Source organism: Microcoleus sp. OTE_8_concoct_300 (assembly GCF_031383065.1).
In the GTDB taxonomy this organism is placed as follows: Bacteria; Cyanobacteriota; Cyanobacteriia; order Cyanobacteriales; family Microcoleaceae; genus Microcoleus.
This window is the reverse complement of the sequence record NZ_JANMZH010000762.1, coordinates 1-14,300: the sequence shown is the minus strand read 5'-3', so window position 1 is coordinate 14,300 and position 14,300 is coordinate 1. Positions and strand designations below refer to the sequence as shown.

General features: G+C 45.3%; 11 protein-coding genes. 8 read left to right on the top strand and 3 right to left on the bottom strand.

Translation table 11 applies throughout. From position 1 onward, the window contains the following. Positions 1–312 precede the first annotated feature (312 nt). Both ACUVJL_RS33975 and ACUVJL_RS33970 read left to right on the top strand, forming a co-directional pair. Positions 313–2,637 carry a hypothetical protein gene (locus tag ACUVJL_RS33975; RefSeq protein WP_445249857.1) on the top strand — a complete coding sequence of 775 codons (2,325 nt, stop codon included), beginning with the start codon at positions 313–315 and terminating at the stop codon, positions 2,635–2,637. A gap of 133 nt (positions 2,638–2,770) precedes the next feature. After that, a complete protein-coding gene (locus tag ACUVJL_RS33970) occupies positions 2,771–3,661 on the top strand; it encodes a glycosyltransferase (protein WP_445249856.1) in 891 nt (296 codons plus the stop codon). 261 nt (positions 3,662–3,922) lie between these two features. Here ACUVJL_RS33970 and ribE read toward each other — a convergent pair whose 3' ends face one another. Then, a complete protein-coding gene (gene ribE, locus ACUVJL_RS33965; RefSeq protein WP_445249855.1) occupies positions 3,923–4,636 on the bottom strand; it encodes a riboflavin synthase in 714 nt (237 codons plus the stop codon). Between the two features lie 239 nt (positions 4,637–4,875). Here ribE and ACUVJL_RS33960 point away from each other — a divergent pair, with 239 nt between their 5' ends. From ACUVJL_RS33960 to ACUVJL_RS33940, 5 genes are all read left to right on the top strand, one after another. Next, the gene (locus tag ACUVJL_RS33960) at positions 4,876–5,382 is read left to right on the top strand and encodes a bifunctional nuclease family protein (protein ID WP_172185863.1); all 507 of its coding nucleotides are present in this window, start codon (positions 4,876–4,878) and stop codon (positions 5,380–5,382) included. Between the two features lie 6 nt (positions 5,383–5,388). After that, positions 5,389–6,519 carry an aldo/keto reductase gene (locus ACUVJL_RS33955; RefSeq protein ID WP_445249854.1) on the top strand — a complete coding sequence of 377 codons (1,131 nt, stop codon included), beginning with the start codon at positions 5,389–5,391 and terminating at the stop codon, positions 6,517–6,519. Positions 6,520–6,661: 142 nt separating this feature from the next. Further along, a complete protein-coding gene (locus ACUVJL_RS33950; RefSeq protein ID WP_445249853.1) occupies positions 6,662–7,873 on the top strand; it encodes an RNA-guided endonuclease InsQ/TnpB family protein in 1,212 nt (403 codons plus the stop codon). 625 nt (positions 7,874–8,498) lie between these two features. Continuing rightward, the gene (locus ACUVJL_RS33945) at positions 8,499–11,759 is read left to right on the top strand and encodes a PAS domain-containing sensor histidine kinase (protein WP_445249852.1); all 3,261 of its coding nucleotides are present in this window, start codon (positions 8,499–8,501) and stop codon (positions 11,757–11,759) included. Positions 11,760–12,056: 297 nt separating this feature from the next. Then, on the top strand, positions 12,057–12,587 hold the full coding sequence (locus ACUVJL_RS33940) for a hypothetical protein (RefSeq protein WP_445249851.1): 531 nt from the start codon (positions 12,057–12,059) through the stop codon (positions 12,585–12,587). 67 nt (positions 12,588–12,654) lie between these two features. Here the strand turns inward: ACUVJL_RS33940 and ACUVJL_RS33935 are convergent, their stop codons facing one another. After that, positions 12,655–13,764, bottom strand: a complete 1,110-nt coding sequence (locus tag ACUVJL_RS33935; protein WP_445249850.1) for an extracellular solute-binding protein — start codon at positions 13,762–13,764, stop codon at positions 12,655–12,657. Next, a complete protein-coding gene (locus ACUVJL_RS33930; protein ID WP_333174654.1) occupies positions 13,761–13,880 on the bottom strand; it encodes a hypothetical protein in 120 nt (39 codons plus the stop codon). Before ACUVJL_RS33930 ends, ACUVJL_RS33935 begins: the two co-directional genes overlap by 4 nt. 40 nt (positions 13,881–13,920) lie before the next feature. Here ACUVJL_RS33930 and ACUVJL_RS33925 point away from each other — a divergent pair, with 40 nt between their 5' ends. Further along, positions 13,921–14,094 (top strand): hypothetical protein, encoded by a 174-nt coding sequence (locus ACUVJL_RS33925; protein ID WP_445249849.1) that lies wholly within the window; start codon positions 13,921–13,923, stop codon positions 14,092–14,094. Positions 14,095–14,300 lie beyond the last annotated feature (206 nt).

The following is a 14,300-nucleotide window of genomic DNA, read 5'->3' as shown; positions in this document are numbered from 1 at the left end:
CCCGCCCGTCCTTTTGGGCCGGGCGGGACGCCCATCCCACAAACTTGTGGAAGTTATTTAATTCTCATTCCTTTGTAGAATCGGTTCTCCTAGCCTGTTGCTGAGCAGGGTGCAAGATTTGTTGATATCATGTCCGGTCGATTACCCTTCATCAGGTAGGGGCGGGTTCACCAACAATATCTGCCAATAATTGACCATCTCAAAAACCCGCCCGGCCGGGATATTATGGTCAATCGATCGGACATGATATGATATCAAATCCGATGGATTTCTCTTTACCAGAAAAAGCCTGGGAACGAAAAACCAATAAAAATGGGTAACTTGCAGCTTATGCTAATAGCGCAGCATTTGTGGGAATTAATTTTATTTCTGATTATTGTATTCGGCCCCATTCCCTTAAGCTTGTCTCTTGCCTTCGAGAATAAGAACGAAAACAAGAACTATTCATTTCCCCATTTTCTCCTCGTACTCCTGACGGGATGGAGCATTGCACAAGTTTGTATCGGCTTGATTTTAGGAAGTGCCGATCAACTAAATATTTCTGCGGTCATTATAGTAGAAATTCTGATTTGTGCGATCGGCTTAATCGTCATTTATGCTAAAAACCACACAGCTTTTACCTTCTCGCAATTGCTGATTCCCCAAATCAAGCAACCTCTGGGCCAATCCGAATATCTCATTATTGGTGCCGCCGCTTTTGCAGGATTTGTGCTGTGGGAAACTCTAGCAACCAAACCCACAACTAATTATGACTCATTGTGGTTTCACCTGCCTGCGATCGCCCGATGGTATCAAACCAATTCATTTACATTATTAGATGTCGCCGGCAATTGGATTTTTGATCACGAGCAAGCACGAGTATATCCCTACAATTGGCACGTTTTGTCTGCTTTGTGTTTGCTCCCCTTCCGAGAAGATTTTCTCACAGCTTTTCCCATGCTAATTGCGTGGGTACTTGAAGGAATTGCCGTTTATCTATTGAGCGTAAAATTTGGAGCCACCCGAATTCACGGTATGGCAGCAGCATCTTTAGTCTTGACAGTACCGATGGTGATTAACCAAGTTAACACCATTCACCCCGACTTACCGCTAGCTGCAATATTTACAGTAGGTTTATATCTAGGTTTATCCTATCATAGCAGCCGCTCGCAATCCGAACTATCCCTATTTTTGGCAGTCGCAGGAATGCTAGCCGGAATAAAAATCACGGGAATAGTCTATGCTGCCTCACTTTTAGGAGGATTAGCAATATTAGAAATTAAAAGATTCGCCCTTAAGAAAAATTCCTCACCAGCTAATTTTAGAATTCGCCACTTTATCAAACCAATCTTGCTGTGTGGCATAGCTTGTTGCTTGTTTTTAGGAGGTTTTTGGTATGCGAGAAACTTGCTGCACATCAATTATCCTGTCGCCGATGCCAGCAATATTAAAGTTCCCTTACAGCCTGTTCCCTTACCGTCTCCCGTACCTGCGCCCACACCTCCCGTACCGCAGCCCACACCTATGCTACCTGCGCCGCCCGCTTCGCCGTCTTTCAAGGCTTGGCAAAGCACTTTAGCAGCTCAATTTAATCCCAGCAATATTTCCCACTGGCAAACTCTGGGCTTGCAAATCATCCTGAGATTGCAACTGCCATTTATGGCGATCGCACTTCAGGTATTGGCAGCGCCTCTGGCTTTGATCGAAGGTAAAACCAGAATAATTAATCAAAATAATATTATATTAATTGTACTTCTCGCTAGCACAGGAATTCTGTATCTAATTACACCTTACACCTCCGGTACTGCGGGAGAGTCGATCGGTCAACTCAGCCCTTTACTCGGTTTTAATCTCAGATACGGCTTTCCCTTTTTAAGCTTGCTGGGCATAGCAGCCGCAGCTACAGCTACTCAGCTCAAAACTCGAAATCAAGTTGTTGTCGCAGTTGTTTTAGTTGGCAGTATTTCTGGCATTATTAGCAGCACAATTTTTGACCTTATTAAAAATGCTTCTTTTACCGGAAAGAGTATTGTTTGGGGAAGCGGATTGATTGACACGTTTAAATCTAATTTCGGGGAAGCTATCAATATAGTGAGCAAAATATTAGCTTCCAGTTTTCGAGATTTAGCAATATATTCGTTAGTTTATATTGGATTGCTGCTGCTGTGTGGGATTATATTTAAGTACCATCCTAGTTTGATATGGTTAAAAAATCTACTGGCCAGCCTCAAAAAGTCGAGTTACATAATGATATTTTGTATCTGTATAGCATTGATGGTAAGTGCTAGTTTTGTGGCGAGGGAAAAGCGAGATTTTGCTCGCACAGAACTGTATCGTGGCATTTACGAGTATATTGATAAAAATACAGTACCCGATGAAAGAATAGGCTTCTTTTTAAGTCCCCGCAGCTACCTGTTTTACGGGAGAAATTTGGACAGACAAGTTTTATATGTGCCTTTTAGAGGCGAGCAAATTTCGGCATGGATTGACAATCTCCGGCAAAATAAAATTAGGACTGTGGGATTCGGACCCCTGACTCAGAGAGACGCAGCTACCAGAAAAGCTCTATCTTTGCTGACAAGTGCCGAGGGCCCGCTGCAACGAGTTTTCGGAAAAGATTTTAATACTGAGCCGGTGTTGTATCGCTTGAAAAATTAAAATATATCAGTTATAATGAGGAATTACGAACAGGTGTTCAGAAACCTGGTTTTTTAACCCAAATACTTGCTTAGAACCCTCAATATCGGTTAAAAAACCAGGTTTCTTTGTTCGGAGTGCGTAAGCCCTAATCATGAACCAAGCTAAAACTCTATTTTCAATTATTGTTCCGACTTACAATCGCCCCGATAAATTAGCGGCGTGTCTCCAGTCTTTTGTGGAAGTGGAATATCCGCGCGATAAATTTCAAGTCATTGTCGTCAACGACAGCACGGAAATATCTGTAGAAACTACAATTTCCCCTTTTCTTGATCAGCTAAATCTCACACTTCTAACACAACCCAACTCCGGCCCCGCAACGGCGCGAAATACTGGAGCTTTTGCCGCCACAGGCAAATTTTTAGTGTTTACAGATGATGATTGTACTGTGGCGGCAGATTGGCTGCAAAATCTGGAAAATCGATTTTTGGAAACACCAGACTGCTTAATCGGAGGTCGAACGGTAAACGCCCTGCCTGATAACATCTATTCTACTGCCAGCCAGCAACTGATCGATTACCTTTACAGTTACTATAATGCTATTGGCGATCGCGCGGAATTTTTCACTTCTAACAATTTTGCCTTGGACGCTGATACTTTCCAAAAAATCGGCGGCTTTGACACGACTTTTTCTCTAGCTGCTGGAGAAGACCGGGAATTTTGCTTTCGCTGGCTCAATTCCGGCTACGGTGCGGTCTACGCTCCCGAAGTTACAGTTTATCACTCCCACGCACTAACTCTACGCAAATTTTGGCAACAGCAATTCAATTATGGTAGAGGTGCTTTTTTGTTTCAGCAAATTATCTCGAAACGTGCGGCTAATCGGAAACTACAACATCCGTCATTTTATCTGAATTTGCTAACTTATCCATTGTTCCATGCACCGGGGATTCAAAAGCTATTAATTGCAGCTTTGTTTTTAGTTTCTCAGGTGGGAATTGCTGCGGGGTTGTTTTGGGAGAAAAACAATTTTGTTGAGGAATAGAGTTGGATTTTTGAACCGCAGAGAACGCAGAGAACGCAGAGAGAGAAGTAAGAGTTAGTAGGTGCGTCAGCTTTGAGCAGTCAATTATTGATAAAATAATTCGCGGATGACGCATTCTACAACTCAAAAACAGGCAAGATGCCTGTTCCACAAAGAGTGAGTTTTATTGTGGGGTGGATCCCAGAGCCCGCCCGTAAAAGGCTTATTGAGAATGGTGCAAGATCTCAGATATTAGCAAGGTGTGCCGCGCGCACCCTTCGATTAAATAAATCCGTGTTCTGCTAAGAATTCTGGTGTAATTGTTCCCAAACTGTTGATTGCGGGGGTTTCTTCCCAAGGTTCGGGATGCGATTTTGAGCCACTACGGAGAAATTTGGCGACATATTTGCCGAGAATATCTGCTTCTAAATTAACTAAACTTCCTGGTTGCAAATAACTGAGGTTTGTCTCGGCAAAACTGTGGGGAATTACGGCAATTTCAAACCAATTACCGTCAGCATCGCAATCTGCCACGGTTAAGCTGATGCCGTTGACGGCGATGCTGCCCTTGGAAACAATGTAAGGCGCGATTTGGCGTTGCCATCCCGCATTGGCGGATGGTGGGGCCGTAAACCGCATCTCCCAAGCGTTGGCGGTTTGGGTTGATGTCGCTAAAGTGCCGATCGCATCTACGTGTCCTGTCACGAAATGTCCCCCCAATTTGCTACCGGCGCGCAGGGAGGTTTCTAAGTTGACCCAAGCATCGGGGAATCCTCCCAAAGTAGTGCGGCGCAGGGTTTCTGGGGAAGCTACGGCGACAAAACCTTGTGGCAGAACTTCCACAACTGTCAAACAGACTCCATCCACGGCTACGCTGTCCCCAATGGCTAAATCTTGTAAAATCTGATAGGAGTGGGTGGAGGTGCAGGAAATTTGGAAATAATCGTTGCCTAGCGACTTCAGCTTTCCGAGAGATTGAATTAGTCCTGTAAACATAAGTATTTTTCCGTAGTCGATCGCTTATTTACATCAAACCACACGCACAAACCAGACGCAGCAGCTTTTGGGGTCCCCCTCGACCCCAACTCGAGTCCATCTCAAATCTCAAATCTCCAATCGACAGTCCACGATTCGTTGCAGATTCAGGCGAAGATCAAGTCATACTGGATTTAGGTCATATTTATGTCCAAGTTCTCTACTGCCTTACAGTTTCTTAATTCTATGAGGCCGATCGAATGATTGAAATGAAAGTCGCTGGAATTGCCTTAGATGCAGCCACGCGCAGTCCTATTGTCCTATTGAGAGACGCTACTGAGCGACGCGCTTTGCCTATTTATATCGGTCAGGAGCAGGCAAAGGCTATTATTAGTTCTCTGGAAGGTCACAAGCCTCCTAGACCTTTAACTCACGATTTGATGGTCAATTTTTTAGAAGCCTGGAATCTTACCTTGGAGCGCATAGTTATTCACTCGCTGCAAGATAACACGTTCTATGCCGTGCTGATCGTCCGTCAAGGAGAAGTTAAAAAAGAGATCGATGCCCGACCTAGCGACGCGATCGCCCTAGCCCTGCGCACGAATAGCCCCATCTGGGTGATGGAAGAAGTCGTCGCCGATGCTTCCATACCGGTCGATCGAGATGCTGATGAAGCCGAACGCCGGGCCTTCCGGGAATTTATCTCAAACCTCCGTCCCGAGGATTTGATCAAGAGAAGCGGCTTTAGCCCAGGCGAAACTTCCTAACATTGTATGCGCTATCGACGGTTTGGCAAAACTAACTTGCACCTGTCCGTATTTTCCTTAGGAACCATGCGCTATTTGGCTTCTGAGGAAACTGCCTGTCAGACTGTACAACAGGCCCTGTCTCAGGGAATCAATCACCTGGAAACGGCGGCGGGTTACGGTTGCAGCGAGGAATATCTCGGTGCGGCCCTGTCGGCTGGTTTGTCTGTCCATCGATCGCGCTTCCACGTCACTACGAAAATTTGCCCAACCTTCGATGCAGCAGCAATGGAACGCGACATCGACTCATCCCTCAAACGCCTGAATTTAGACTATATCGACTGTCTGGCAATTCACGGTTTGAATACTTGGGAACATTTGGCGATTGTGCGAGATCCCACAGGCTGCATGGAAGCTGTCCGCCGCGCCCTGGCTGATGGTCGCATTCGGCACGTCGGCTTTTCGACTCACGGGCCTCTGGATCTGATTTTGGCTGCAATAAATACAGATTTGTTTGAATTTGTCAATCTGCATTATTACTATTTTTTTCAGCGCAACGCCCCGGCAATTGAACTCGCCAAGCACAAAGATATGGGCGTTTTCATCATTTCCCCGGCCGATAAAGGAGGGCAACTCTACACGCCCCCGGAAACTCTCGCACAATTGTGCTCGCCTTTCTCGCCTTTAGAGTTGAACTATCGGTTTTTACTCAGCGATACTAGGATTGGGACTCTGAGTGTGGGGGCTGCAAATGCGACCGAATTAGAGCAACCTCTGAAATATGCCGATCGCGACTGCACCCTCATGCAGGCCGAAATCGCTGCGTTCGATCGGCTAGAATCGGTGATTGCAGCCAGTTTGAAAACCGACAAATGCAGCCAGTGCTATGCCTGTTTGCCTTGCCCGGAAAACATCAACATTCCCGAAGTATTGCGGCTTCGCAATCTCGCCGTCGGATGCGACATGGTTGACTTTGGCAAATACCGCTATGCAATGTTTGAAAATGCCGGACACTGGTTTCCGGGCAGCAAAGGCAACCGCTGCACCGATTGCGGCGAATGTTTGCCCAGGTGTCCCGAAAACTTAGACATCCCAACATTGCTCAAAGATACTCACCAGCGACTCGGCGGTAAAGCAGGTAGGCGGTTGTGGGATTGAAAACAAGGTGAAGCAGGGAAAAGGTCGATCGAGCGTATTACAAAAATTCATTCAATTTATCGTCAAACATGGTAATCTATAGACATCTATTTGGCTTTCTTCTAACTCCCGGGGCAACATAATTCCCAAGCCAGAAACCCTTATGCAGCTTGTAGAAAAGTATATTATTGACAAAAACCACTCTCTTTTTAAAGAGGCAGAAAGCTTATGCTTTCTCTCGAACAATCTTTTCAACTACGCTAACTATATCATCCGTCAAGAATTATTTAAAACCGGAGAATATCTCAACTACAACGCTATCCAAAAGCAATGTCAGGGAACCCCAGACTATACAGCTTTACCCGCCCAACTCTCTCAGCAAGTATTGTGGAGATTGCATGAAAGTGGGCAAGCTTTTTTTGCAGCCAACAAAGAATACAAACAACATCCAGATAAATTTAAGTCCGCGCCCAGAATTCCCAAGTACAAACACAAAAATCTCGGGCGCAACGTTATCACCTATACATCCCAAGCACTCAGTAAATCTGCCTTGAAAAAAGGTTTAATACACCTGTCTCAAACGCAGATTTTATTGACAACACAGGTTAAAGAATTATCTCAAGTACGAATTGTCCCTGGGATCTACCACTACAGAAGAGAAATTGTCTACTTCAACCCTGTTTCCCTTGAGAGGAGCGTCACGGGAACTATTGCAGGGATTGATATAGGCTTAAACAATTATGCCACTTTGACGGAGAATCAGCCGGGCTTTAAACCATTAATTATCAACGGGAAGCCTCTCAAATCAATCAATGTTTACTATCATAAAAATACGGCGAGTCGGCAATTTAAATTGCAGCCGGAAATCAAGACATCTCATCGTTTAAGGAGGTTAACCTACAAACGCAACTGTAAGATAGATAATTACTTGCACAGCGCGAGTCGCTCCATTATCAATCATCGAGCAGCCAACTCGATAGAGACACTGGTGATTGGCAAAAATGACTGCGGTCAAACAGGGATAAATTTGGGCAAGAAAACGAATCAAAACATGGTGTCAATACCCCATGCCAAGTTTATTGAAATGTTGACTTATAAAGCCCAATCAGTCGGAATCAATGTCGTGGTAGTAACCGAAGAGTACACATCTAAGTGTTCTTTTCGGGATAACGAACCTTTATACAAACAAGATTCTTATCAAAGCAGGGGAATTAAGAGGGGACTGTTTCGGAACCGAAACGGGACTTTGATTAATGCAGATGTGAATGGTTCGTTAAATATCGTCCGAAAAGCATTCCCCAACGCTTTTGTAGAGGGGATACAGGGGGTAGTAGTACCTCCGGTAAGGATTACTCCTTACAAAACGGCTTGCTAGACAGGTTTCTATATTTGTCTGTAAAGCTTATAAATATCTAAGTTTTGCAATAATTAGGCTAAACTTTGGTTGAACTGAATTTACGATAAAGTCGAGGGAAAAACTACTTAGCTTGGGGACTGTCGGCCGGAGCATCCCGATTTGGCAAAAAGCGTTTTTGAGGAGTGCGAGCATCCTGCACAGCAAAGCTTATATCTCGCTTCGTACTCTCCGGCTCGCAATCCTGTGAATGCACTCATTGGGATGCTCGCAACAAACTTTAATATCAATTCCGGTAACACCGGAATGATGGAGAGTGGTCCGTGGTCCGTGGTCCGTTGGGGAATGTGGAATTATTGACCTTGACTTGATCGTTCCCATCCAACCGGAAACGATATAAATAGGAGCTGACAGTAGATGTAAAAACAACTAAATAAGACAATCTCATAGAACAGCGAGAAATTGATTTCTTTGAGAATACCCCAGTCATTTTCTTGCTTTGTTGGGCCCGGCGAGAGGCAACCACTTTATGATGAGTGATTAACCGGCACTCGATATAAAACCTAAAATGGTTCGACGCTCGCGCTCACACCGAAGTCAAAAATCAAAAATCAAAAATTGATTGCCTTCCAGATTAATTTATCGCGTGTCATCTACAACGGATTCAGCATCTACTACTATGGCTCATACTCAGTTAAACGACAGCCAGCAAAATTGTCTGCAACAAACTAAAGTTGCGACTTCCGAAAGAAGATTGAAAGCAGCTTTTAGACCGTGCACCTACAACTTATCTATTACCAGAAAACAGCTAATCGGACTCCTGGCTTTACAAACAATGTTGCCAGTCGGACTAACGGGAGCAGCACTTTGGCTAACATCGGCACTTGGCAGCACTCAACTGCAAAATCAAGCTAAATCCGAGCTGAGCGTTAGTGAAATTAACTATAATCTCAAAATCGATCGCGCCGCCGAGCGTTTGCAAAACTCCTCTGACAGCAAAACGATCGCCGAAACAGCCTTAGCTTACAATAGCGGTAATAAGATATCAGATTTGGAAAAACCTGTCAAGCAAATACTGGAAAATCAAGTCAAAACAGGAGCAATACACAGTGCAGCTTTAGTGGGGAAAGATGGGAAGATAATTGTTAGCGTTAATCTCAACCTGGAGGGACAAAACTTTAATCCTCGCCACCTAGCCTATCAAGTATTAGCAAAAAAAGAGCCAATTACGGCTAGCAAAATTCTGGCTAAATCGGAAAATCAGAAACAATTGCCAACTTTGCAACCGGGATTGAGCGAATATGTCCTTGTGAATTACGCAGAAATTCCCGTAAAAAATCCAAAAAATCAGACTGTTATTGCTGCTTTATTTCTAGGAACAAATCTGAGCAAAATCCCGATGGTTGCCAGTAGCGAAACCGTCAATTCACTCGTCGGCGGATTTTACGCTATTTATGCACCAGTTGATGAGGGAAAATATGTCTTGGTAAGTGGACAAACTATTAGGAAAAATCAACGGTTGCCCGAGTTAAACTTGAGCGACAAATCTCTCCTAAAATCTGCACTCTCAGCCAGTAATAAACCAGTAGCCCAGCAAATACAAATAGGGAATCAAACTTATATAGTAGCAGCAAAATCCCTGAATAATCTAGCCGGAAAACCCCCTGTAATTTTAGTGCGGGGCATCCCCAAAACCTCGATCGAAACTTGGTGGGGCAACAACTGGCTGCTGCTGGCACTGTCTGCGGCTGCCGTTGTCCCCTTCGCCTTGGCAGTTGCAGTCACCCGCCGGATTGCCAAACCCACAGACTCAGATTTATCAACAGCAGACGGGAATTGGGCATCTAACTCCACCGCCGAACCGCAGCAGCGATCCCGGAAGTTAGAGCTAATTTCTGAAAATTTAAATTTCGGCGAATTCCCCGATTTATTCCCAAAAAAATCGAGTTTAGACGGTCAATTAACGGTAGATTTTCGATATAAAAAATTTGCCTGCGATCAGGCGATCGCCAATTTCCCAATTCCGCTAACTTTCCCACCCCGAGAATTGCCCGCACACTGCGTCTCAACGCAGTCGCGGACGGTACATACAGAACTAGAAAAAAGCCTGATCGCCTTAAATCAAGTGCAGGAAGCTTGGCAAGACTTAAATCGCCTCAACTTGGACTTGCAGCGAGAAATACTCAAACACCAAAACACTCAAAAAGCCCTGGAAAAGAGCGAAGCACTGCTGCAAGCGATTTTAAACTACTCAACAGCAATGATTTACATCAAAGATGTTGACGGAAAATACCTGCTCACAAACCGCCATTTTGACAATTTGTTCCACTTGACAAAAGAGCAAATAACAGGCAAAACCGACAGCGATATTTTTCCCCAAGACAAAGCAGCAGTCCTGCGAGAAAATGACCTGAAAGTTCTCGAAGCCTGCTCACCCCTAAGCATGGAAGAAGTCATCCCTCAAGACGACGGGGCGCACACTTATATTTCTCTCAAATTTCCCCTTTGCAACGAAGAAGGCACAGCTTATGCAGTCGGTACAATTTCTACAGACGTGAGCGATCGCAAACTTGCCGAACTCACCCTAGAAAAAGCCAAAGCAGAACTAGAAATAGAAGTCGCACAGCGCACCCTATTCCTCCAACAAGCTAACGAACTCTTGCAGTTTGAACTCGCCGCCAAAGTCCGTGGCGCCATAGCCGTAAGACAAATGACCGCTCAGGTAGCCCGACACGCCAGAACAGTTGACGGTATTCTCGGCGCCTCCCTCGACCTAATTTTTCTAGTAGATCGATCGGGAAGATACACTTATGTCAGCCGCACCGCCGCTCAAGCTGCCGGCATGGACTCCAGAGAAATGATTAGCAAAACCTGGCAGGAATTAGGCTGGTCCCCAGACATTATGCAGCGGGTTCACGAAGAATGCGACGGCATATTTGCCACAGCCGAGCCCAAGAAAGGCGAAGTAATCGTTCCCACGGCAAGCTGGGGAACCCGCGACTACGAATACATTCTCAGCCCGCTTTGTGGGACAGACGGCAGCGTCGAAGCGGTGGTGGCGACACTGCGGGATATCACCGAACGCAAAGACGCGGAGGAAGCGTGGCAGTTGGCCAAAGAAGCCGCAGAAGTCGCCAACCGCGCCAAGAGTGCTTTTCTGGCAAACATGAGCCACGAGTTGCGCACTCCCCTGAACGCGATTATCGGCTACAGCGATATGCTGGTGGAAGATGCCGAAGAGTTAGGCAACTTAGAGGTAGTCTCGGATTTAGACAAAATTCGCACTGCTGGCAAACACTTGCTGCGGCTGATAGACGACATTCTCGACATCTCCAAAATTGAAGCGGACAAGATGGAGATTTACCTCGAAAGCTTCGATGTCGGCGGCTTAATCGAGGAGGTAGCAACAACCATCAAACCGCTAATGGATAAAAACCGCAATACTTTGCAAGTATTGAGTTCTAACAATATCGGCGCTATGCACGGGGATTTGATGAAAGTGCGGCAGGTAATTTTGAATTTGCTCAGCAATGCTGCTAAATTTTCTGCTAATGGGACGATCGTAGTTTCTGTCGAAAGAATTACAAGTCAAGAATTAAAAAATAAATATCAACCGAGAGTTGCTCAAATGTTAATTTTGGATTCAGACTTTTTATTTTTCCGAGTGACGGACACGGGCATCGGCATGACAAAAGAGCAGCAAGAGCGGCTGTTCCAACCTTTCACTCAAGCTGACAATTCAACTACTCGCAAGTACGGCGGTACTGGTCTGGGACTGACTATCAGCCAGCGTTTCTGTCAGATGATGGGTGGCGATATTGAAGTTACTAGCGAGTTAGATTGCGGTTCTACTTTTACTGCTTTTGTGCCTGCTTCATTGTTTAAGCGATCGGAATTTCAACAATGAAAGCAGCAGCAATAAGAGCAATAAGAGTCGGCGGTTGAAACCGCTACTATACAAATAATGTCCGCCTCCGCAGACTGAAGAATAATAAAATTAACTTCCAGGCTGGAGCCTGGGAACCTAAATCTAGAGGCTCTGCCTCGCTTAGAAACATGGAGACAGAGCCTCCGGATCTGCGTTACTAGGCTCCAGCCTAGTAACGAGTAATTTAAAATTATCTGCGTTAATCCGTGTTTATCTGCCTTACATCTGCGGTTTCTATATCAATGAATGATTTATGCAATCTTGTCTAATAATATTATGATGAATTACCACAACTTTCGCCACAAAAATCAAGTTTACCGCCCCAGGCGCGGCATTCTGACAAAAACTTTATTTTTATTCCTGATTGGCGGTTCCGCGTGCATCAGAGCCTTGCTGTGGGGACAATCTGCGGCATTTTCCCAGCAGCCGATCTGCCCGACTGGCAACGCTGCTAATTTTCCGGATCCTCCGCTAAGCCAAGCCGAAAAAAGCGTGCCGAGTCTGTGGTTAGCTCAAAAACTCTTTGGCGGAAAATTGCTCGATCGCTGGTTTGTCGATCCCGGCAATACTTGGGTAATTATCATAGTCAACCGCCAACTTTGGAGTTTGCTCGATTATATGGAACGCTATCAATTTGTCAACCGCTTTGGCACTGTCGCCAGCGAATACGGTTACAATGTGCGAGTTTGCAACCGTCAAGGCACAGCTTTGGCAGTTTATTCGTGCGAGGACGATCGGCGCTTTTGTCGCATAGATTTAGAATCTCTCTCAAATCCGCGTCTTCGAGGAAGGCGAAAGGAACTTTAGTAGGGTGCCCCGTCCGCGAGTTATTTTCTGGATAATGGATAAATCAAGAGCTGACGCATCCTACATTTTAACTTTGCACTACTTGCCGAATTTCTTGCCAGAGCGATCGATATTGTGCAATCCCCGCATCCCCAAACGGCAGCAGAAACTCGCTAGCAGCAAGAATCTTAGCATCCGGCAACAACACAGAATTAGTGCGAATAGCCAACGGCAAATCCTCGGGTTTCATGCCGACAATTATCGGCGAACTAGCCTTAGCCAGCAAAGATAATTGAGGAGCAACCCGAGGCTGCAAGCAAAAATCAATCCATTTTTCCACTAAAGAAACTGGATTCCCCGATGCTGGTTCTACCCACAAATCCGTCCAAAGTGCAGTTCCAGAAACCGGAATTACTAAAGCAATATCCTTTTGAGCTTGCAGCAGCGGCAGCAAGTCCCCAGAAGAACCTACGGCCAACCAAGTATCGCCTAAAATTAATGGTTGCAGGTAAGAGTCAGAACTATAAAGTTTAACTTGTCGGTGCAAAGAAGCGAGTTCTTTTTTGAGATTTGGGACTTGATCTAATTGCTGCGTATTGTAAGATTTTCCGAGTTTTTTTAATGTTAAACCAATAACTTCTCTGGCATTATCCGGCAGAGAAATTCGATCGCGCAATTCCTCTCGCCAAAGATCGCTCCAATCTTTGGGAGTCCACCCCAAAGCCTTAAATTTGTCAGTTCTATAAGCAATTACTGTAGTTCCCCAGCGGTAAGGTACACCCCAAACTTTTTCTCTCGCATCTAAGAAACCGTCATCGTTTCGCGTTACCAAATTTCGCCACCTTTCGGGCAATTGTTTCCAATTATCAAACTTAGCAGGATCGATCGGCTGAATCAATTTTTGCCGAATTGCCAAAGTCAGCCAGTAATCTCCCAACATCACCAAGTCAGGTTGATTTTTTGATTTGGGAACCTGCTTCCACTCCTGCAACAGGGCGAATAATTCTTTTAATTGTCCTTCTTGCGTTACCTGCAAAAGTGGAGACGGTTGTACCTCGCGCCTAAATTTGCTTACCAGTTGGGCCGGAATACCGTTTTTGAGCGATCGAATTTTGAGAATCGACTTCGAGCCGCAGCCTGCCGCCAATTGACTTAAAGTTAGGGTGGCGGCCCCCAATAGCAAAGACCTTCGTTTCACCTGTGAATCCGCTTTTCTAAATATTGACCGATCGTTTTGTGTTCTGCAGCCCGGGAAATAATTGTTTGTCGAGTCCGGTAGTTGGCGCCGATTTGTCTTATTTCTTCCTCAAACACAGAGCCATTGTACTCGGTTCTGCTGCCTTTGAGAGTCTATTTGACTCTTGCCCTGATTTTACCTTCTACCTTGTCGATCGAGCTTTCCGATGCCGACAACCCCGTCAACTTAACGCCTGATTCCTCTGCTGCAAGTTCCTTTGAGCCTGCAGGAGCTTGCCCCCGTTGGCGATCGGCTGAATCTGTGTTACATTTTTTAACTCAATTGGCGTAAGTCCCACACCGTAACTGTACCCGGTTCGGTGTTGGGATATAAGCCAAACAAAAATATAGAAAGAATTGGCATATAGAGTTGATTTGAGTTAATATATAGATGGTTGCGACCCACTCACTCGGCTGTAATAACAAAACGGTCATAGTAGCAGTAATATGCTTACCGGGAAACTGCGAGAGAAAGGAGGAAAAGGCAGACCGCTGGTT

Bases quoted from the DNA above. Each gene is read 5' to 3' on its own strand.
- ACUVJL_RS33975 (WP_445249857.1), top strand. From the start codon at position 313: ATGGGTAACTTGCAGCTTATGCTAATAGCGCAGCATTTGTGGGAATTA.
- ACUVJL_RS33970 (WP_445249856.1), top strand. From the start codon at position 2,771: ATGAACCAAGCTAAAACTCTATTTTCAATTATTGTTCCGACTTACAAT.
- ribE (WP_445249855.1), bottom strand. From the start codon at position 4,636: ATGTTTACAGGACTAATTCAATCTCTCGGAAAGCTGAAGTCGCTAGGC.
- ACUVJL_RS33960 (WP_172185863.1), top strand. From the start codon at position 4,876: ATGATTGAAATGAAAGTCGCTGGAATTGCCTTAGATGCAGCCACGCGC.
- ACUVJL_RS33955 (WP_445249854.1), top strand. From the start codon at position 5,389: ATGCGCTATCGACGGTTTGGCAAAACTAACTTGCACCTGTCCGTATTT.
- ACUVJL_RS33950 (WP_445249853.1), top strand. From the start codon at position 6,662: ATGCAGCTTGTAGAAAAGTATATTATTGACAAAAACCACTCTCTTTTT.
- ACUVJL_RS33940 (WP_445249851.1), top strand. From the start codon at position 12,057: ATGATGAATTACCACAACTTTCGCCACAAAAATCAAGTTTACCGCCCC.